Origin of the sequence: Palleronia sp. LCG004, from assembly GCF_032931615.1 — a bacterium.
Lineage (GTDB): Bacteria > Pseudomonadota > Alphaproteobacteria > Rhodobacterales > Rhodobacteraceae > Palleronia.
The window spans coordinates 2,532,724-2,552,379 of sequence record NZ_CP136759.1 but is presented as its reverse complement, the minus strand read 5'-3'; the positions used below and the strand labels follow the sequence as shown (position 1 = coordinate 2,552,379).

The window sequence follows — 19,656 nt, the reverse complement described above, 5'->3', positions numbered from 1 at the left end:
GAACTTGCAGTCGGGTGATAGCATCGCCGCGTCGCCTTGCAAACTCTCATGGCAGGAGCGGCGACCAGGCGGGATCGGAGGCTGCGTTGGGCGTCGTCACCTGCTTGAGGTTTCGCCCCGAGACATCGACCGAATAGAGCGCGGGCTGCCCGCCGGCGCCGGCGCTTTCGCGGGTGAACATGATGACGCGGCCGTTCGGGGCCCAGGTCGGCCCCTCGTCAAGGAAAGAAGCGGTCAGGAGACGCTCCTCGCTGCCGTCGGTCCGCATCACGCCGATATGGAAGCGGCCCGCATTCTGCTTGGTGAAGGCGATCAGATCTCCGCGCGGCGACCAGACAGGTGTGCCGTAGCGTCCCTCGCCGAAGCTGATGCGCCGCGGCTCGCCCCCGCCCGCGGGCATCACGTAAAGCTGCGGCGTGCCGGAGCGGTCCGATTCGAACACGATCTCGCTGCCGTCGGGGCTGTAGGAGGGCGCGGTCTCGATGCTGGGCGCGTTGGTCAGCGCCTGAGGCGATCCGCCGGGCTGCAGGCGGTAGATATCTGTGTTGCCGTTCATCGCTGCCGAGAAGATCACGGTCCGCCCGTCGGGGGCATAACGCGGCGCGAACGTCATCGAATCGGCCGGCACCGACAATGCCGAGCGGCTGACGGAGCCGACATCGAGCTCATAGATCTGGGGAAAGCCGGTTTCGTAGCTGGTATAGAGGATGCGGTTGCCGTCGGGCGAAAAACGCGGGGCGAGCACGATGGAACCGCTATCGGTCAGATACTGCACGTTCGCACCGTCGTAATCCATCACGGCGAGGCGTTTCATCCTGTCGTTCTTGGGGCCGGTCTCGCTCACGAAGACGACGCGGCTGTCGAAATAGCCCGTCTCGCCGGTTATGCGGGAATAGACCGCGTCGCTGACCTTGTGGGCGAGCCTGCGCCACGATCCAGTCGATCCGCCGAATTGCAGCCCTTCGCCCAGCGGGGCCTCCGAGAAGACATCGAAGAGGCGGAATTTGACGTTGATCTGGTCGCCCGTGACGCTGACCGCACCGGTGACGAGCGCCTGCGCGTTGATGGCCTTCCAGTTGGCGTATGTAATGTCCGGCGTGAAGTCGGTGAACTGCGCGACGAATGCGTCCTGCGGGATCCGTCTGAAAAGGCCCGTGCCTGTCAGGTCGGCGGCCACCACATCGGTGATGCGCTGTGCCCATTCCTCTGCCGTGGGCGTCTCGGCCACGAAGGTCGGCATGGCGAAGGGCAACGGTTCGACCACACCTTCGGTAATCTCGATGCGCAACGGCCCGTCCTGTGCGTAAACGGGTGGGGCCAGCATGGCCAGCGCGACGAGCGCCGGTGTCAGGAAACGCAACCAGGTCATGGGAACTCCAGTTTCGGGTGTGGGGCGGTATCGGTCAATGCCCGCATCGCGCGGCGATATGCGATAACGGAGGGTCATCTCAGTCTCATGCCCTCGGGATTGAAGGTCACTTCGACCTCCTGCCACTGACCGTATTTCTCGGCCGGCAGGTTGTAGCCACCATCCTGGTTCTGACAGCGAAGGATGGCGCGGCGTCCGGCCTCGTAGGCGGCGGCGATGGCCGCGTCGTCTCCGCCGCTCGCGCCCGTCTGGCGCATCGAGGACGTGACGACCTGCGCATCGGGCGACATCTCGAAACGGATCGAGACGGTGACGTTCGCGGCCTGCGACCCGGTATCGACGATCCAGCAGCGCTGCACCGCAAGGCGGAAGGCCTCCCGTTCGCCCGCGGTGAGCGGCGGTCCCGCCGCGACCCCTTCCTGCGGAGCTTGTTCGAGCCTCTCCTGAAGACCCGCGATGGTCTCACGCGTGGCGTCGTTGACGTTGTCGGAGGCTGCCGTGGTGGTCGTGGGTTCGGTGCGCGGTGCCGTCGGCTCTTCGACCGGCTGTGCGGGCGGTGTCGGACGGTCGCGCGGCCGGGGGGATCCGGGTGGCGCGGCATTGGTGATCTGGGTCGGCCGATCCGCTTCGGTCACGATCTGCTTGGCGGATTCCGGCGGGGCCGTGGGGGTCTGATCCTCCACGATCTGCTCCGGCGTCTCGACGGTTTCGGGGGGCGGGGCCTCGACGATTTCGGGCGCTTCCTCGGCCTCGGGCGGCGGTGCGGGCGTTGCCTCCGCCGAGACCCGGGGCGCGGGGCGAGGCACGTCCTGGGGGGCGACCGGTCTGTCGTCACTGACGGGTGGCGCAGGAGGGATGGGGTCGGCCTCGACGATCTCGGGCGGGGCGGGTTGCGCCGGCGCGGGAGGTGCCGGCTCGGCCTCCGGTACGGCTTCGCTCTCGACCGGGGCCGCCGGCTCGGGCTCGGGCGTCGGTTCCGGCTCGGGTTCCGGTTCTGCGGGCGTGGCCGGTTCGGGGATTTCCAGCGCCGCGCTCGGCGCCTCGGTCGCTGGTTGCTGTTCCTCGGCGGTGTCGGGGCGGGTCAGCGCGGCAAACTGCTCCTCGCTCAGCAAGGTGACCTGGGCCGCGTCCGGAGGCGGCATGGCGTCGCGCGAAAACATCCCGCCGAACAGGGCATAGAGGATCAGGGCCGCATGTGCCGTTCCCGAAATGATCGTGCCCGGGTTCATGAATGAGCCCTCAGCGTCCTATCCGTCCGACCCGTCGAGCCGCGGGCCTCCGGCATCCGTCACGAGGCCGATATCGGCGAAGCCCGCCGCGTTCAGCGCACCCATGACCTGCACGACCTGGGCGTAGGGAATGGATCCGTCCGCGCGGACATAGACCTTCCGGCTCGCCCTCTCTGCCGCGATGGCCTCGAGTTGTCCGATCAGGTTCTCGCTCTCCGTCTCGTTGTCCATCAGGAGCACGCGGCCATCCGCGGTCAGGGTGATCGAAAGCGGCTCCTCCTGTTCGGTCGGCAGGGCTTCGGCCGCGGTCTCGGGCAGTTGCACCGGAACGCCGACGGTCAGCAGCGGTGCCGCGACCATGAACACGATGAGAAGGACCAGCATGACGTCGACGAAGGGCGTGACGTTGATCTCGGCCATGGGCCGTGCGCGCCCGCGCCCCCGACCGCGCCGTGACCCTCCGCCGCTCTTCTGGATCGTGCCCGCGCCCATCGCTCAGCTGTCCAGCTGGCGCGAGAGGATCGTGGTGAACTCGTCCGCGAAGGCCTCGTATCCTCCGACCAGTCGGTTCGCATCGGTCGAGAGCTTGTTGTAGAAGATGACTGCAGGGATCGCCGCGAGAAGGCCGAGGCCCGTCGCCAGCAGCGCCTCGGCGATGCCGGGAGCCACGACGGCGAGGTTCGTGTTCTGCTGCTCGGCGATCTCGACGAAGGCGTTCATGATCCCCCAGACGGTTCCGAAGAGACCGATGAACGGTGCGGTGGACCCCACTGTCGCAAGAAACGGCAATCCCTTTTCCAGATCCTCGGATTCGCGTTGTATCGCAACGTTCATCGAACGGTCGATCCGGGCCTGCGCACCGGGGATGAGCGCGCCGTCGTCGCGGTGGCTGCGCTGCCATTCGGCCATCCCGGCCGCGAAGACGCTGGCTGCCCGGCCTTCGGGCTCGGGGCCGAGCTTGCGATAGAGCTCGTCGAGCGGCTCTCCAGACCAGAATGCTGCTTCGAACTGTCGGGCCTCGGCCTCGGCGCGGCGATAGGCGAGCCATTTCTGGATGATCGTGGCCCAGGCCCAGAACGACGCGAGGATCAGCAGCAGCATCACGAATTTCACGGTCAGGGTCGCGCGTGCGAAAAGCCCCCACATGGAGAAGTCAATCTCCGACGCCAGCGCCAAAGTCTCGGTTTCCATTGCCTGCTCTCTCGCTCTCAAGCGGGCCGCGTTATCGGGCCTCGTTGCGGATTAGATACAGCAATGCGTTCGGGAAAGCCATCTTCGTCACACATTCGGGTGATCACTCGGCCCGCCGCAAGACCTCCGGCAGGCGGGCAGGACGGCCGCTCGCCATATCCAGCGCGGCGAGTTCGACCTCCGCGCGAAAGAGACTGGTCGCGCTGCGCGTCACCACCTGTTCGAGGACCATGCGCGCCCCGCCGGCCTTCATGACCGAGGTTTCGACCGTCAACCTGTCGTCGAGCCGGGCGGGGGCGTGGAATTCCGCATTGATGCGTCTGACGGCGAAGGCAATCCCGGCCTCGCGCAGGGCGATCTGGTCGACGCCCTGCTTGCGGACCCAGTCGGATCGGGCGCGCTCGATGAACTTGAGGTAATTGGCGTGATAGACGATCCCGCCCATATCGGTGTCTTCGTAATAGACGGTAACCGGAAAAAGGTGGCTCAATGTCCGGCCCCCGGATCGCGGCTCAACCCGGAGCGCCGATGCGTGCGGCGAGGCGCAGCGCATGGCTCGGGTCGCTGGCGGATGGCGGCATCACCGGATCGTATGCCGCACGGATGAGCGCACCGATCTCGGGCCGCAGCACGGTCACGCCATCGGGCGTCACGGCGAGGGGCGAGCGATCAGTGAATGCCCTGTCGGACCAGAGCAGCATCGTCTGCGTGATCTGGCTCAATGCCAGTGTCTCGGCGGGAAGGGCTGCCATCGCCTCGTCCATCCGCAGGAAGACGAAGGAGGCGCGGATCGCGCCCTGATCGTCGAAACGGAAGATGCGGTACTGGTTCGCCTCCGCCGCTTCGAGCCGGTCGAGCAACGGTTCGAGGTCGGGGATCAGCCGGTCGAGATCCGGCACCGCGCGCAGTTCGTCCCAGTCGCGGAAAAAGAAAATCATCAGGTTCACGCCAAGTTCGGGGTCGGTCTCGACCACATCCTGGCCCGCCATTCGGGCAACCGCCTCGATCGCGCCTTTCACGACGGAAAGCGTGGCGTCGTCCACGCCGAAGACGACAGGGGCGAGCGGCCGCCCCCATCGTGCGCAGAGAAAGCTTCCGTCGGAACGGGTGAAGAGGTCGGTGATCTCGTCGGGCGTCATGATCCCCGACCTACTATTCACGGGCGCGCGGGGGCAAGCGCTCTCAGCGCGCACGGTCAATCAGCTTCAGTACCTCCGGTCCGATTTCCGCCACGATGCGATCCACCCCAGCCGCGTTCGGATGGATGCCGTCGCCCTGCATGAAATCCGCCATCGCCGCCCGCCGGTCGCCCATCCGCGCGAGCGCGCCCAGGAAATCGGGGACGAGCAGCGTATCGTATTCCTCGGAGAGACCGGTGTAGATCGAGTCGAAGGCGTCGCGATATTCCGCTCCGTAATTTCCGGGGGTCGAAATTCCGACTAGCAGAACCTCGACACCCGCTTCCTCTGCCCGGGCGAGGATGCCATCGAGATTGATCCGGCTCGTTTCCGGGTCGATGCCACGCAGCACGTCGTTGCCGCCGAGCGCCACGATCATCGCGTCGACCTCGGGGGTCAGCGTCCAGTCGACCCGCGAAAGACCGCCCGCGGTCGTGTCGCCCGAGACCCCGGCATTGATGAGGTCCACATCCGCATCGTGCGCCGCGAGCCATTCCCGAAGCGTCGGAACGAACCCCTCCTCCTGCGGCAGGCCGTAGCCCTGCGTCAGCGAATCGCCCAGTGCCGCGATCGTGATCGTCTGGGCGCTCGCAGCGGTGGCGAGCACCAGACAGAATGCGACCTTGGCAACGAGGGCGCGCGCCCCATATGCGACCGTGATCCGAAGGGAAGGCACGATGGCGGAGAAGGTTCTCTCGCTCCAAGACACCGCGTTGCGGCTCGATGGCAATGCGGGCCCGGTGGATATCCTCCATGGCATCACGCTCGATGTGGAACGCGGTGAAACGGTGGGTCTGGTCGGGCCGTCCGGATCTGGCAAATCGTCTCTCCTCATGGTCATGGGCGGGCTCGAGCGCGCCACGAGCGGCAGCGTGAAGGCGCTCGGCCACGACCTGACGACCATGGGCGAGGATGCGCTCGCGCGGTTCCGCAGGGACCATATGGGCGTGGTGTTCCAGTCCTTCCACCTGATCCCGACGATGACCGCGCTGGAAAACGTGGCGACCCCGCTCGAACTCGCGGGACAGGACGACGCGTTCGAGCGCGCGGCCGAGGAACTCGACCGGGTCGGCCTTGGAAAGCGGCGCGACCACTATCCCGCGCAGCTTTCGGGCGGAGAACAGCAGCGCGTCGCACTGGCGCGCGCCGCGGTGCCGCGCCCGGACATCCTGCTGGCCGACGAGCCGACGGGAAATCTCGACGGGCCGACGGGGCGCGCGATCGTCGACCTTCTCTTCGGGCTCAACGAGACGCTCGGCGCGACGCTCGTCCTCGTGACGCACGATCCCGCGCTCGCCGAGCGCTGCGGCCGGACGATCCGGCTCGAGGACGGGCGGTTGCGGGATGCCGAGATGGCCGCTTCGGGATGAGAACGGTGGTGGATCGCATGATCGTCGCATCGCTGGGGGGCTTTCCCGCGGCCATTCCTCTCCCACGAAGCACTTCGGCACAGATGAAAGGGCGGGAATGAGGCTTGCCTGGCGGATCGCACGGCGTGAATTGCGCGGCGGCCTCGAGGGATTCCGCGTGTTTCTCGCCTGCCTCGCACTCGGTATCGTGGCGATCGCGGCGGTCGGATCGGTGCGCGAGGCGATCTCCGAAGGGCTCGCGCGGGAGGGGGCGCGCATCCTCGGCGGCGATGCGTCGATCGAGTTCACCTATCGCTTCGCCGACCCGTCGGAGCGCGAGGCGCTTTCCGCGCTCGGAGAGGTTTCCGAGATCGTCGAATTCCAGTCCATGGCCGTCGTCGAGCGCGGCGAGGACGACCTGCGCGCATTGACCGAAGTGAAGGGCGTCGATGCGGCCTATCCGTTGCTGGGCGACGTGACGCTCGACCCCGCCATGCCGCTCTCCCGGGCATTCGAGGGCGAGATTCCGGGGGCGGTGATGGACCGGATCCTGATCGACCGGCTCGGGCTCGAGATCGGCGACACGTTCCGGCTTGGTACCAAGACCTTTCGCCTCGCCGCGGACCTCGCGCGGGAGCCCGACAGCGCCGGTGGCGGTTTCAACCTGGGACCGCGCACGCTGCTTAGGACCGAGGATCTGGGTGGCTCCGGCCTTCTGGAACCTGGCACGCTCTTCGAGACGGAATATCGCCTGAGCCTGCCGGTCGATACGGATCTCGATATCGCGGAGGCGGATCTCGCGGCGGCGCTTCCGGATGGCGGATATCGATGGCGCGACCGGCGCAACGGTGCGCCCGGGATCGAGCGCTTCGTGGATCGGCTGTCGTCGTTCCTGGTCCTCGTCGGGCTTGCGGGGCTCGCTGTCGGCGGTGTCGGGATCGCGTCGGCCGTGCGCGCGCATATGGTCGAAAAGACTGCCACGATCGCCACGCTCAAGACGCTGGGTGCCCAGGGGCGGACGATCTTTGCGGTCTATGCGCTGCAAATCGGAATGCTGACGCTTCTGGGGCTCGGGGTCGGACTTGTCCTTGGCGCGGCGCTTCCGATCCTCTTCGAGCCGTTGATCTCGGATCGGCTGCCGGTGCCGGCCGATATCGGAATCTATCCCGGCCCACTGATCGAGGCCGCGCTCTACGGGAGTCTCGCTGCCGCGCTCTTCACGATCTGGCCTCTCGCCAAGGCGCAGGACATTCGCGCGGCCGAGCTTTTCCGCAATGCCGGCGGCGGACCGTCGGGCTGGCCGCGGCCGATCTTCCTGCTTGCGACGGCGGTGATCCTTGCGACGCTCGTCGGTTCGGCGGCGTGGCTTTCAGGGCTTCCGAAGCTGACCCTCTATGCGGCAGGGGGGCTTCTTGCAGCCTTCGCCATGCTTGTCGCCATCGCCGAGGGCACCCGGGCGCTGTCGCGTGTCATTGCGCGAAGGTCGGCGGTGCGGGGGCACCCCGCGCTGCGCATGGCTCTCGGGGCGGTGGGCGGCCCGGGGGGAGAGGCGCTGTCGGTCGTGCTGTCGCTCGGGCTGGGTCTCACGGTTCTGGCCGCGATCGGGCAGATCGACACCAATCTCAGAGGTGCGATCGAACGCGACCTGCCGGAGATCGCACCGAGCTATTTCATGATCGACATCCAGCCGGGCCAGATCGAGGGCTTTCGCGCCCGTCTCGACGAGGATCCTGGCGTGGAAGCGGTCGAGACCGCCCCGATGCTGCGCGGCATCATCACCGAGATCAACGGACGTCCCGCGCGCGAAGTGGCAGGCGATCACTGGACGCTCAACGGCGATCGGGGCGTGACCTATTCCGACGCGCCGCCGGACGACACCCGCATCACGGCGGGGCAATGGTGGCCCCGAGGTTACGAGGGGCCGAACCAGATCAGTTTCGCAGCCGAAGAGGCGGAGGAACTGGGCCTCGCGCTTGGCGACCGGCTCACGGTCAACGTTCTAGGGCGCGACATCGAGGGCGAGATCACGTCCTTCCGGGAAGTCGATTTCTCGACCGCCGGGATCGGGTTCGTGCTGGCGATGAACCCGGCGGCACTGCAGGGTGCGCCGCATACGTTCATCTCGACCATCTATGCCGATGAAGAGGCCGAGGCCGCGATCCTGCGCGATCTGGCGGAGGCCTATCCCAACATCACCGCGATCCGCGTGGCCGACGCGATCGCGCGGGTGAGCGAAATCCTCGCGGGCATCGCCGCAGCGATCACCTATGGCGCGGCCGCGACCCTCGTCACGGGCGGGGTCGTGCTGCTGGGGGCTGCGGCGGCGGGCACAAGGACGCGAGTCTACGAGGCCGCGGTCCTGAAGACGCTGGGGGCGAGCCGGGCGCTCATCCTCTTGAGCTTCGCACTGCGCTGGATGGTGTTGGGTCTCGCGGCCGGCATCGTCGCTGTCGCCGCTGGTGCCGTCGCCGGTTGGGGCGTCAGCCACTTCGTGATGGAGACCGATTTCGTCTTCGCGCCGCGCTCGGCGCTGCTGATCGTGGGCGGCGGTGTGCTCGGTACGCTTTTGGCCGGACTCGCCTTCGCCTGGCCCCCGCTCGCCGCGCGGCCTGCACGGATCCTGCGGAGCCGGGAGTGAGAACCGGTGATTTCCTCTGTTGACAGGGGGGGCTCCCCTCTCTAGGTGACGCAGCGGATAGGGCGTGATAGCTCAGCTGGTTAGAGCACAGCACTCATAATGCTGGGGTCGGCGGTTCAAGTCCGCCTCACGCTACCATCCATTTCAGCCCCTTTCGTGTCGAGTTCGGCGCGCATCCTCGGAAGCGCCTGCGGATGCTCCGCCTGCAGCCAGCCGATCATCTTCTCGCGGACCTCGCACCGCAGATCCCACGCAGTCGGTGCGTTGCGCGCACTGACGAGGCCGCGCACCTGGATCGTGTCCTCGGTGGTGTCGATGACCTGAAGCACGACGGTTCGACGGTCCCATAGGCTCGATTCCTCGACGATTTCGGTGAGCTTGCGGCGCATCTCGTCCATCGGGACGGTGTAATCGAGATACCAGATTACCGACCCGATGAGGCTGCTCGAATCGCGGGTCCAGTTCTGGAACGGCTGTTCGATGAAGTAGCTGAGCGGCACGACGAGGCGGCGAAGATCCCAGATGCGGATGACGACATAGGTCGAGCTGATCTCCTCGATCCAGCCCCATTCGTTCTCGACGATCACTACGTCGTTGAGCCTGATCGGCTGGGTGAGGGCGATCTGGATCCCGGCGATGAGGTTGGCGAGCACGGGACGCGCCGCAAAGCCCAGCACGAGGCCCGCCGCACCCGCCGATGCGAAAAGGGACACGCCGTATTGCCGGACCGATTCGAAGGTCGACAGGACGAGACCTGCCGTCAGCAGCACGATGAGGATGCGCAGGCTCTGGCGCAGGACGCGAAGCTGCGTCGCCTGCGCGCGGTCGGCGTATTTCTCCTCCTCGTGAACGGCCAGCCGGTTGATCGAACGCTCCGTCAGGAATTCGAGCGCCAGAATCGCCATCCATCCGAAGGCGGATATGAGCGATCCGATCGCCACATGTTCCAGGATGTCGGTCGTCCCGCGGTCGAGTGACATAAGCGGTACGACGATCACCAATGTCAGAACCAGCATGATGAGGCGGCTTGGCCCCCGCATCCGTGCGGCCATGCGAAAGATCAGTCGCTTCCGCTTGAGAAGGTGGGGAATCAACCAGGACCAGAAATAGTTGTGGATCGAGAAGACCCCGGTCAGCAGGGCGATCAATATGACCCACTGCGTCGCGTTCTGGTTCATGAAGGCACTGAATGTCATCGTCGGCTCCGTCTTTCAGAGCCGTATGCTGCGTCGCAGCAAGCGCAAGTCAAGAGATGCGCGGATGCCCTATCGGCAGTGGCGGGCCGTTTCGCGTTCGTTGAGCCCGGTCTCGGTCAGAAGGCACTTTTTCTTTGCTTCGTAGTAATATCCGCGCGCATACCAGCCGACCGCTTCGGCCTCGTCACCGTCGGCGACCATCCATGCTCCTCGCAGGTATTTGACCGCCCATCGCAGATTGGTCTCGGCGTCGAGAAGTTCGTTTGCCGTTCCCTGGTGCCCCATTGTCCGGGCGGTCTGCGGAAGGATCTGCATCATTCCCCAGTAAGGCCCATTGCGCGCTTCGGGGCGGTAGTCGCTCTCGCGCTGGACGACCCGGTGGACGAGCGAGCGCGGGACGCCGTAGCCGTCGGCGTATCGGTTGATGAGGTTTCTGATTTGCGGCGTCTCGTTGGGGTAAAGCGCACCCCGGGTGACGTCGGCCCCGCCGCCCCGTGCACCGCCACACGCGGAAAGCAGGAGGATCAGGGGGATCATGGAAATGATGCGCATGGTCGAATGCTTACCCGGGTGCGGATCCCGCGCAAGGACGGGTGCTCCGGTGCGGTCCCGGCGGGCTCTGTAATCGGCGGAAAGCTGCCGGGGCGGAACCCGCGGATCCCCCACCGGGCGTCCTCTGCACGGTCTTGCGGAAGCGCCTTGCAGCCCTCGTCGGGTGGCGACTGCCGGAACGACACCGCGTCAAAGCGGCGTGACACGGACTTCCCAGCCCGGCGCGAAGGGCCTATAGCCCGGAAATGGCCCAGAACCCTCCGAACCTTCGTCCTGACATCTCGAACCCGCGGCTCGAACGCGACCTTTCGACCGTGCGCCCCGGCGCGCAACCGATGGTCGGGATGGTCAGCCTCGGCTGTCCCAAGGCGTTGGTCGACAGCGAACGCATCCTGACGCGGCTCCGGGCCGAGGGCTACGGCATCTCGCCCGATTACGCGGGTGCCGATGCCGTCATCGTCAATACCTGCGGATTTCTCGACAGCGCCAAGGCCGAAAGCCTCGAGGCGATCGGCGAGGCGATGGCATCGAATGGCCGCGTCATCGTTACCGGGTGCCTGGGCGCAGAGCCCGACTACATCACCGGCGCGCATCCGAAGGTGCTGGCCGTGACGGGGCCCCACCAGTACGAACAGGTCCTCGACGCGGTGCACAAGGCCGTGCCGCCCGATCCCGACCCCTTCGTCGATCTGTTGCCCGCGCGTGGCGTCAGCCTCACGCCGCGGCATTACAGCTATCTCAAGATCTCCGAAGGCTGCAATCACGCCTGCAAGTTCTGCATCATTCCCGACATGCGCGGTAAACTGCAATCGCGCCCGCAGAAGGCCGTGATGCGCGAGGCCGAGAAGCTGGTCGAAGCGGGCGTGCGCGAGCTTCTGGTCATCAGCCAGGATACCTCGGCCTACGGCACCGACTGGAAGGACCGAGAAAGCAAGGCACCGATCCTCGACCTCGCGCGCGATCTCGGTACCCTCGGCGCCTGGGTGCGGCTGCATTACGTCTATCCCTATCCGCATGTGCGCGAACTGATCCCGGCTATGGCCGACCCGGCCTCGGGGCTGCTGCCCTACCTCGACATTCCGTTCCAGCACGCCCATCCCGACGTCCTTCGCCGCATGGCGCGGCCGGCCGCGGCGGCGCGCACGCTCGACGAGATCGCGGCATGGCGGCGCGACTGCCCCGACATTACCCTGCGCTCGACCTTCATCGTCGGCTATCCCGGCGAGACGGAAGCGGAGTTCCAGACGCTGCTGGACTGGCTCGACGAGGCGCAGCTCGACCGGGTCGGGTGCTTCCAGTACGAGAACGTCGCCGGCGCCCGTTCGAACGCGCTTCCCGATCACGTCGCGCCCGAGGTCAAGCAGGACCGTTGGGACCGCTTCATGGAAAAGGCTCAGGCCATCTCCGAGGCGAAGCTCGCCGCGAAGGTCGGCAAGCGGGTCGAGGCCATCGTCGATCTGGTCGAGGACGACGCCGCCACCTGTCGAACGAAAGGCGACGCGCCCGAGATCGACGGCCATCTCTATATCGACGAGGATTTCGAGGCTCTCGGCCCCGGCGATCTGGTGACGGTCGAGGTGGACGAGGCTGGCGAATACGACCTCTGGGGGCGACTGGTCTAGACGTCCCCGAAGAGGTCGGGCGCGATGTCGCTCCGCGGCCGCGCCATGCCGAGATGCGTCCATGCCCCCTGCGCCAGCATCCGCCCGCGCGGTGTGCGCTGGATCAGTCCCTGCTGCAGCAGATAGGGCTCGATGACTTCCTCGAGTGCGTCGCGAGATTCGCTGAGCGCGGCCGACAGGGTCTCGATCCCCACAGGACCGCCCTGATAATGCTCGGCGATCAGCTTCAGATACCGTCGGTCAGCCCCGTCGAGACCCAGCTTGTCTACCCCGAGTCGCGTCAGCGCGTCGTCGGCAAGTGCGCGCGTCAGTCGTCCGTCGCCCTCGACCAGCGCGAAATCGACGACCCGACGCAGGAGCCTGCCTGCGATCCGCGGTGTGCCGCGTGCGCGTGCCGCGATCTCGCGCGTGCCGTCCGGCTCGGCCGGAACACCCATCAGCCGCGCGCCGCGCGCGACGATGTCCTGCAGCTCGTTCACCGTGTAGAATTGCAGCCGGACGGGGATGCCGAACCGGTCGCGCAGCGGCGTGGTCAGAAGGCCGAGCCGCGTCGTCGCGCCCACCAGCGTGAAGGGTTGCAGCTCGATCCTGACCGATCGCGCGGCGGGCCCCTCTCCGATCACGAGGTCGAGCTCGAAATCCTCGAGCGCGGGATAGAGCACCTCCTCGACCACCGGGTTCAGCCGATGGATCTCGTCGATGAAAAGAACGTCACGCGCCTCCAGATTGGTGAGGATCGCGGCAAGATCGCCCGCCTTGGCGAGCACGGGGCCACTCGTCATGCGGAAGTTCACGCCGAGCTCGCGCGCCACGATCTGCGCGAGCGTCGTCTTGCCAAGGCCCGGCGGCCCGTGGAAGAGCGCGTGATCCATCGCCTTCGAGCGCATCCGCGCACTCTCGATGAAGACCTTCAGGTTTGCGCGCGCTTCGGCCTGTCCGGTGAAGGCGTCGAGCGTCTGCGGCCGCAGGGCAGGGCCGTCATCGTCGGGAAGACGTTCGGGGCGCAGGGCGGGATCGGGCGCGTCGCTCATGCCGGCGCGAGCCGTTTCAACGCGAGACGGATCAGCGTCGCCGTGTCGTCGCCCGCCTCACCCGCGACCTGCGCCACCGCACGCGAGGCATCGGCCGGCGAATAGCCGAGGTTGGACAAGGCCGAGAGCGCCTCCGCCTGCGCGCCGGGGCCGGCGACGGGCTGCGGTGTCGTGGCCGCGGTCGAGGTATCGGGCACGATCACAGGGGCGGTGTCGGGGATGTCGGGGGCCTGTCCCATCGCCATGAGGGCCGGTGCCTTGTCCTTGAGCTCGATCGTCACGCGCTGCGCGATCTTCGGGCCGACGCCCGGGGCCGCGCGGATCGCCGAGACATCGCCGAGCGCGATGGCGCGCCCGACGCCGTCGGGCCCAAGTGCGCCCAGGATCGCCATCGAGGCGCGCGCGCCGATGCCCTGCACGCTCATCAACAGACGATGCCATTCCTTCTCGACCGGCGTGAGGAAGCCGAAGAGCTGCAGCAGATCCTCCCGCACGAGGAGATCGGTGTGAAGCGCCGCAGCCTCGCCTACCGCCGGAAGGGTCGCAAGCGTGCGTTCGTTCACGTAGACCATGTATCCGACGCCGCCCACATCGATCAGAACGTGATCGGGGCCGCGAAAGATCAGCCGTCCGGCCAGCCGTCCGATCATGATGCCCGCGCCCGGGCGAGCGCGCGCGCCCCTTGCAGGTGGAATGCATGACAAAGCGCGATGGCCAGGGCGTCGGCCGCATCGGGTCCGACCGGATCGGCCCCCGGAAGCTGCATCCGCACCATGTGGTCGATCTGTCGCTTGTCGGCATGGCCCACGCCCACGACCGTCTTCTTGACCGAGTTGGGTGCATATTCCCCGACTTCGATCCCGGATTGCGCGAGCGCGAGGAGCGCCACGCCCCGTGCCTGACCGAGCTTCAGCGTCCCTGCACCGTCGCGGTTGACGAAGGTCTGCTCGATCGCCGCGCCGTCGGGCCGATGTTGCGAGAGGAGTTCCGACAGCTGGCGGTGCAACGACATCAGCCGCGATCCCAGCGCATCGGATCCGTCGGAGGTGCACAGCCCGTTCGCCACATGCCTCAGGCGCGATCCGTCCACCTCGATCACGCCCCAGCCCATGGTTCGCAGGCCCGGGTCGACGCCCAATATCCGCATCGCGCTGCCTCTCGTCGTTCTTGTTTTTCCGACGGCTAGCACGAAACGCGAACATTGGCCAAGTCCGATCGCCGGACCATCCGCGCGCGTTAACCATTCGCAGTGTGCATATCCGTAATGCGGAAATCCGCGCTAGTCGCGCAACATTTGAGCAGCGTATGAACGCCGCGGGGTTTGGGGGAGGCCTCGTCCGAAATTCCAGTCCGAAAGTGTCCGAACGATGTCCATCTACGAAGTCAAGAATCTCCCCGGAGAAGCGATCAGCACCCGTGTCGTCCACGCCTTCACCCGTGTGGTCGAGCGTGCGATCGAAGCCTACGAGGCCCGCGCGACCCGCAACGCGCTCCGTGAACTCAGCGACGAGATGCTGGACGATATCGGACTGAACCGTTGGGACATCGAGGCCGTGGCGCGCCGCAGCCGCTGATCCTCATTTCCTGAGGGTCAGCGTCGTCCAGTCGCCGATTACCAGGCGGTCTACGAGCGAAAAGCCGTTGCGCTCGTAGACCGAGACGACCTCGTCGGCCTGCGGGTTCAGGATGCCCGACAGGATCGCATGCGCCCCCGCGCCCGCATGGACCGCCATGTCGGGCGCGAGCGAGATCAGCGGCCCCTTGAGGATGTTGGCGAAGATCAGGTCGAAGGGCGACGCCTCGACGAGGCCAGGGTGATCGAATCCCATTGCCTCGAGGCACACGACCCTGCCGGTCAGGTCGTTCAGATCGACATTGGCCTGCGCGACTTCGACCGCGACGGCGTCGATGTCGCTCGCCAGAACCTCGTGATCGGGCCAGACCCGCGCCGCCGCCATGGCGAGCACCGCGGTGCCGCAGCCGATATCCACCACATTTCGGCAATCCACGCCGCTCTCGATCAGGGTATCGAGAGCGCGCAGGCAGCCAAGCGTCGTTCCGTGATGTCCGGTCCCGAAGGCCATCGCCGCATCGACGAGCAGCGCGACCCGCCCCTCGGGCACCCGGTCGGCATCGTGGGAGCCGTAGAGGAAGAAGCGACCGGCCTCCACCGGGCTCAGCTCGCGGCGCACCTTTGCGACCCAGTCGATCTCGGGAAGCTCGCTGATCACGAAGGGCCGCGTGCCGAAAGCGGTTTCCAGCACGGCAAGGGCGGCGCGGTCGGGATCGGCCTCGAAATAGGCACCGACCTCCCAGAGGCCCGAATCGTCCTCCATCTCGAAGACGCCTATGCCCGTCGGTTCGGGCTCCATCCGTTCCATCGCCTCACCGAGCGCGCGAGCATTCTCGGCATCGGGAAGGGTGGTAAGCGCGGTAAAGGTGGGCATGGTCGGATCTCCGGCGGGTGACCGCATCGCCATCTCACGGATGGCGATGCGCTGACAAGCCTACCAGAAGACGATCAGGATGGTGAGCATGGCGGCACCGAGGATCGCCGCGTGCAGTCGGATGTCGAGATACCATGGCTGGTTCCAGGCGGCGTCCTCCATCGCCATGCCCCGCCGCCACATGACGTCGTCGTCGATCTCCCGGTGGTCGGTCAACGCACTGACGATCAGATAGAAGACCAGACAGATCACCGTCACGATCGCCACGTTGATCGTATAGTGAACGGACCAGATCGGCTCCATTCCAGCGAGGTTCATGATCCCCTCGTTGCCGAAGCAGAAGAGGATCGCGCCCAGCACATGACCGAAGACGAGGGTGTAGAACCCCCCCTTCTCGGTGCCGAAGCGCGACACCGCCCCCATCACGAAGAGCACGACGAGCGGCGGCACGAGGACCGAGAACATCTGCTGGAGATAATCCCAGAGCCCACCCGCGAACTGGATGAGCGGGGCCCAGACGATGGCGAAGACCATGAAGCCGAGCGTTGCATAGGTGCCCCAGCGACGGGCCTTGCCAGGCTCGATCTCCCGGTCGGGTTTCGTGACGAAATCGTGGATCAGCAGCGTCGAGGATGAATTCAGCGTCGAATCCACGCTCGACATGATCGCCGCGATCAACCCCGCCAGCACGAGGCCTGTCAGGCCCGCGGGCAGGAGCTGTGTGATCATGATCGGAAAGACGCGGTCTGCGGTTTCGATATCGGGCAGAAGCGCGGTCGCCATCGCACCGGGAAACACCATGATGAAGAGTGGCGCGATCTTCAGCAGGCCGCCCAGGATCGCGCCCCATTGCGCGTCGGGCAGGCTGCGCGCGCCCAGGATGCGCTGGACGATGTACTGGTTCGTGACCCAGTACCAGAATCCCAGCAGCGCGACCCCGAAGAAGAGCCCGGGCCATGGCAGCGTCTCGTCGTCGAGCGGGAGGACCATGCTCAGATGGTTCTCGTTCGGCACGCTTTCGCGGATCGCGGCAAACGAATAGTCGAGCTGCGAGAACATCATGAAGGCGAGGATCGCCGAGCCGCCGATCAGGACGATCGCCTGCATCACGTCCGTATAGACCACGGCCTTGAGCCCGCCCGCAGCGGTGTAGATCCCCGCAAAAAGCCCGATCGCCATCGCGCTGGCCCAAAGCGGCACGTTCGGAAAGAAGGTGTTCAGGACGAGCCCCCCGGCATAGAGCCCGCCCGCGCAATCGACCACGATGGTGAAGAAGATCGTGAGCGCCGAGAAGTAGAGCCGCGTCCGGCGGGAATAGCGACGCTCGAGGTATTCGGGCGTGGTGGATATGCGGGATTTCAGGAAGATCGGTGCGAAGATGAAGGCCATCAACAGGAGCGGTATGCCCGCCAACCACTCGTAGGCCGACGGTGCGATGCCGGTCGTGTAGGCCGACCCGGTGAGGCCGATCAGCGTCGAGGACGAGATGTTCGATGCAAAGAGCGAGAACCCGATCGCCGCCCAGCCGAGCGATCGTCCCGCGAGGAAGAGGTCGTCGCCGGACTTGGTCTTTCGCGAAACCCAGATCCCAATCAGGATGATGAGGCCGAAATAGGCGGCGATCACGCCCAGATCGAGGCCGGTGATCGCGTCCTGTACCTCTTGCATGCGGAGTCCTTCGGTTGTTTCTCTCCCTCCAGGTCGAAAGTTTATCTCCCTGAGGTTGTTCCCGTCGATGGGCAGCGGAGATTTTCGAGACAAAAACGTCACCATCGGTTGGCGCTCCAGACCGATCGCTTCATGTATCGGGACGGAGAGCGGATTTTCGCGGGAGGGTGAAGACGATGTGCATGATCGCAATCGAGGGGGCCGGATCATGAAGCTCGGATGTATCGGCGACGATTTCACGGGATCGTCGGATCTCGCCAACATGCTCGCCAAGGAGGGGATGCGCGTCACGCAATTCTCGGGCATCCCCGACGGCCCCGCGGATGCCGACGTGGATGCCGGTGTCGTCGCGCTCAAGTCGCGGACGATCCCCGTGGACGAGGCGGTGCGCCTGTCGCTCGATGCGCTCGAATGGCTTCGGGCGCAGGGCTGCACCCAGTTCTTCTTCAAGTACTGCTCGACCTTCGACTCGACGAAGGAGGGCAATATCGGCCCCGTCATCGACGCGCTGATGGAACGGCTCGGGGCCCTGAATGCCATCGTCTGCCCCGCCTTTCCCGCGACGGGACGGTCGATCTACCAGGGTCATCTCTTCGTCAACGACACGCTGCTGTCGGAATCGGGGATGGAGAACCACCCCCTCACCCCGATGACGGATGCCGACATCCGGCGCTGGCTGGGTCACCAGACACGGCAGGGCGTGGGCCATGTGCCCGCCGCGACCGTGTTCGACGGATCCGAGGCCATCGCCGCCGCCATCGCGTCCGAGACCGAGGCCGGTCGCCCGGTGATCGTGGTGGACGCGATCCGCGACCAGGATCTGCGCAGGATCGGCGCGGCGGCAAGGGACATGACGCTCGTGACCGGCGGATCGGGCATCGCCCTCGGGCTGCCTGCGAATTTGATGGCCGAGGGCGATCTCGCACCGCCAGACGCCGATTGGCAGGGCCATTCGGGCCCAGCCGCGATCATCGCGGGGTCCGCCTCCAGGATGACCCGGGCTCAGGTCGCACGCTACGCCGCCGACAATCCCAGCCGGGAGATCACGGCCGATGACGTGATGGAGGGGCGCGTGACGCCCGAGGATGCCGCCCGCTTCGCGATAGAGGCCGACGGCACCGCGCTGGTCTATTCCTCGGCAGATCCCGACACGGTGCGCGCCGCGCAGGAAAGATACGGCCGCGAGAAGGTCGCCGGACGGCTCGAGAATTTCTTTGCAGAAACCGCACGCAAGCTCGTCGAGGGGGGCGTCACGCGCCTCGTCACGGCGGGCGGCGAGACGTCGGGGGCCGTGGTCGAGGGGCTCGGCATCGAGGCGCTCCGGATCGGGCCCGAGATCGCGCCGGGCGTGCCCGCTCTGCGCGCCGAGGGGCGCGATCTGTTCCTTGCACTCAAATCCGGCAATTTCGGCGACGAGGAGTTCTTTACCAAGGCGCTGGCCGTTCTGGAGGGCAAAACATGAGCGCGCTTGCCGATCTGCGCGAACAAATCTGCATGTTCGCCCGCGCCCTGCACGGGCGCGGTCTGACCCATGGATCGACCGGAAACATCTCGGCCCGCACGCCCGATGGCGGGCTTCTCGTCACGCCGACCGGATCGTCCTTCCTGACGCTCGACCCCGCGCGGCTGAGCCTCTTCGACGCCGGGATGACCCTTGTGGACGGCGACAAGCCCACCAAGGAAATGCCGCTCCACCGCGCCTTCTACGACACTCGGGGGGCGTCGGGGGCGATCGTGCATCTTCATTCCGCGCATTCCGTCGCGCTGTCGATGATGCCGGATGTGGACGAGGACGACTTTCTGCCGCACCTCACGCCCTATCCGATCATGAAGTTAGGCCGGGTCAAGCTGCTGCCCTATTTCATGCCCGGCGACGCGGCGATCGGCGATGCGATCCGGGGCCTCGCAGGCAAACGTTCGGCGGTGATGCTTGCCAATCACGGTCCCGTCGTGGCGGGCAAGGATCTCGAGGCGGCGGTCTACGCGATCGAGGAACTCGAGGCCTCTGCCCAGCTCGCCATGATGACCCGCGGCCTCAATCCCCGCGCGCTGAGCGAAGAGAACGTTGCACGGCTGGTCGAGAAATTCGACGTCGACTGGGGTGCCTGAGACACCGTCGGCGATAGATCGTCTTTCGCCTGCGCTCCGGGCCGTCATCCCGTAAGGGGTGGAACGGGGCGGCTCAG

The 19,656-nt window shown here is 66.3% G+C and carries 20 protein-coding genes and 1 tRNA gene; 7 read left to right on the top strand and 14 right to left on the bottom strand.

What is annotated here, in order from left to right:
- Nucleotides 1–46 precede the first annotated feature (46 nt).
- The 7 genes from tolB to RVY76_RS12455 all read right to left on the bottom strand — a co-directional run bounded on the left by tolB (nt 47) and on the right by RVY76_RS12455 (nt 5,574).
- Nucleotides 47–1,369: a Tol-Pal system beta propeller repeat protein TolB gene (gene tolB, locus RVY76_RS12485; RefSeq protein ID WP_317374410.1), complete on the bottom strand. Its 1,323-nt coding sequence runs from the start codon at nt 1,367–1,369 to the stop codon at nt 47–49.
- Nucleotides 1,370–1,443: 74 nt separating this feature from the next.
- The gene (locus RVY76_RS12480; protein WP_317374409.1) at nt 1,444–2,598 is read right to left on the bottom strand and encodes a cell envelope biogenesis protein TolA; all 1,155 of its coding nucleotides are present in this window, start codon (nt 2,596–2,598) and stop codon (nt 1,444–1,446) included.
- Between the two features lie 18 nt (nt 2,599–2,616).
- On the bottom strand, nt 2,617–3,090 hold the full coding sequence (gene tolR, locus RVY76_RS12475; RefSeq protein ID WP_317374408.1) for a protein TolR: 474 nt from the start codon (nt 3,088–3,090) through the stop codon (nt 2,617–2,619).
- Nucleotides 3,091–3,093: 3 nt separating this feature from the next.
- Complete coding sequence (tolQ, locus tag RVY76_RS12470) at nt 3,094–3,789, bottom strand: protein TolQ (RefSeq protein ID WP_317374407.1); 696 nt, start codon at nt 3,787–3,789, stop codon at nt 3,094–3,096.
- 103 nt (nt 3,790–3,892) lie between these two features.
- Nucleotides 3,893–4,279, bottom strand: a complete 387-nt coding sequence (gene ybgC, locus RVY76_RS12465) for a tol-pal system-associated acyl-CoA thioesterase (protein WP_317374406.1) — start codon at nt 4,277–4,279, stop codon at nt 3,893–3,895.
- Nucleotides 4,280–4,301: 22 nt separating this feature from the next.
- Nucleotides 4,302–4,928, bottom strand: coding sequence for a hypothetical protein (locus RVY76_RS12460; RefSeq protein ID WP_317374405.1), 627 nt, complete (start codon nt 4,926–4,928; stop codon nt 4,302–4,304).
- A 43-nt stretch (nt 4,929–4,971) separates the two neighbouring features.
- Nucleotides 4,972–5,574: an arylesterase gene (locus RVY76_RS12455; protein ID WP_317374403.1), complete on the bottom strand. Its 603-nt coding sequence runs from the start codon at nt 5,572–5,574 to the stop codon at nt 4,972–4,974.
- A 70-nt stretch (nt 5,575–5,644) separates the two neighbouring features.
- Between RVY76_RS12455 and RVY76_RS12450 the strand changes: the two genes are divergently transcribed.
- From RVY76_RS12450 to RVY76_RS12440, 3 genes are all read left to right on the top strand, one after another.
- On the top strand, nt 5,645–6,337 hold the full coding sequence (locus tag RVY76_RS12450) for an ABC transporter ATP-binding protein (protein WP_317374402.1): 693 nt from the start codon (nt 5,645–5,647) through the stop codon (nt 6,335–6,337).
- A gap of 97 nt (nt 6,338–6,434) precedes the next feature.
- The gene (locus RVY76_RS12445) at nt 6,435–8,954 is read left to right on the top strand and encodes an ABC transporter permease (protein WP_317374401.1); all 2,520 of its coding nucleotides are present in this window, start codon (nt 6,435–6,437) and stop codon (nt 8,952–8,954) included.
- Between the two features lie 61 nt (nt 8,955–9,015).
- Nucleotides 9,016–9,092 (top strand) — tRNA-Met (locus RVY76_RS12440).
- Here the strand turns inward: RVY76_RS12440 and RVY76_RS12435 are convergent.
- Nucleotides 9,071–10,150: a mechanosensitive ion channel family protein gene (locus tag RVY76_RS12435; protein ID WP_317374400.1), complete on the bottom strand. Its 1,080-nt coding sequence runs from the start codon at nt 10,148–10,150 to the stop codon at nt 9,071–9,073. The two genes, RVY76_RS12440 and RVY76_RS12435, sit on opposite strands and share 22 nt — an antisense overlap.
- 69 nt (nt 10,151–10,219) lie before the next feature.
- Entirely contained in the window at nt 10,220–10,702 is a 483-nt protein-coding gene (locus RVY76_RS12430) for a lytic transglycosylase domain-containing protein (protein ID WP_317374399.1), read from the bottom strand.
- Nucleotides 10,703–10,947: 245 nt separating this feature from the next.
- Between RVY76_RS12430 and rimO the strand changes: the two genes are divergently transcribed.
- Nucleotides 10,948–12,324, top strand: a complete 1,377-nt coding sequence (rimO, locus tag RVY76_RS12425; RefSeq protein WP_317374398.1) for a 30S ribosomal protein S12 methylthiotransferase RimO — start codon at nt 10,948–10,950, stop codon at nt 12,322–12,324.
- Here rimO and ruvB read toward each other — a convergent pair.
- From ruvB to ruvC, 3 genes are read right to left on the bottom strand one after another with little or no spacing between them, the layout of a single operon-like run.
- Entirely contained in the window at nt 12,321–13,355 is a 1,035-nt protein-coding gene (ruvB, locus tag RVY76_RS12420; protein ID WP_317374396.1) for a Holliday junction branch migration DNA helicase RuvB, read from the bottom strand. The genes rimO and ruvB overlap by 4 nt on opposite strands.
- Nucleotides 13,352–14,005, bottom strand: coding sequence for a Holliday junction branch migration protein RuvA (gene ruvA, locus RVY76_RS12415; RefSeq protein WP_317374394.1), 654 nt, complete (start codon nt 14,003–14,005; stop codon nt 13,352–13,354). Before ruvA ends, ruvB begins: the two co-directional genes overlap by 4 nt.
- The gene (gene ruvC, locus RVY76_RS12410) at nt 14,002–14,502 is read right to left on the bottom strand and encodes a crossover junction endodeoxyribonuclease RuvC (RefSeq protein ID WP_317374393.1); all 501 of its coding nucleotides are present in this window, start codon (nt 14,500–14,502) and stop codon (nt 14,002–14,004) included. Before ruvC ends, ruvA begins: the two co-directional genes overlap by 4 nt.
- Nucleotides 14,503–14,722: 220 nt before the next feature.
- Between ruvC and RVY76_RS12405 the strand changes: the two genes are divergently transcribed.
- A complete protein-coding gene (locus tag RVY76_RS12405; protein WP_317374391.1) occupies nt 14,723–14,929 on the top strand; it encodes a DUF1127 domain-containing protein in 207 nt (68 codons plus the stop codon).
- A gap of 3 nt (nt 14,930–14,932) precedes the next feature.
- On the opposite strand, the gene RVY76_RS12400 is transcribed toward RVY76_RS12405, so the two are convergent.
- Together RVY76_RS12400 and RVY76_RS12395 are read right to left on the bottom strand one after the other, a co-directional pair.
- Nucleotides 14,933–15,802, bottom strand: a complete 870-nt coding sequence (locus RVY76_RS12400; protein ID WP_317374389.1) for a 50S ribosomal protein L11 methyltransferase — start codon at nt 15,800–15,802, stop codon at nt 14,933–14,935.
- Between the two features lie 60 nt (nt 15,803–15,862).
- Nucleotides 15,863–17,470: a sodium:solute symporter gene (locus RVY76_RS12395; protein ID WP_317374388.1), complete on the bottom strand. Its 1,608-nt coding sequence runs from the start codon at nt 17,468–17,470 to the stop codon at nt 15,863–15,865.
- A 208-nt stretch (nt 17,471–17,678) separates the two neighbouring features.
- On the opposite strand from RVY76_RS12395, the gene otnK reads away from it, so the two are divergent.
- Nucleotides 17,679–18,932, top strand: coding sequence for a 3-oxo-tetronate kinase (gene otnK / locus RVY76_RS12390; RefSeq protein WP_317374387.1), 1,254 nt, complete (start codon nt 17,679–17,681; stop codon nt 18,930–18,932).
- Nucleotides 18,929–19,579: an aldolase gene (locus RVY76_RS12385; protein WP_317374386.1), complete on the top strand. Its 651-nt coding sequence runs from the start codon at nt 18,929–18,931 to the stop codon at nt 19,577–19,579. Before otnK ends, RVY76_RS12385 begins: the two co-directional genes overlap by 4 nt.
- Nucleotides 19,580–19,656: the final 77 nt, after the last annotated feature.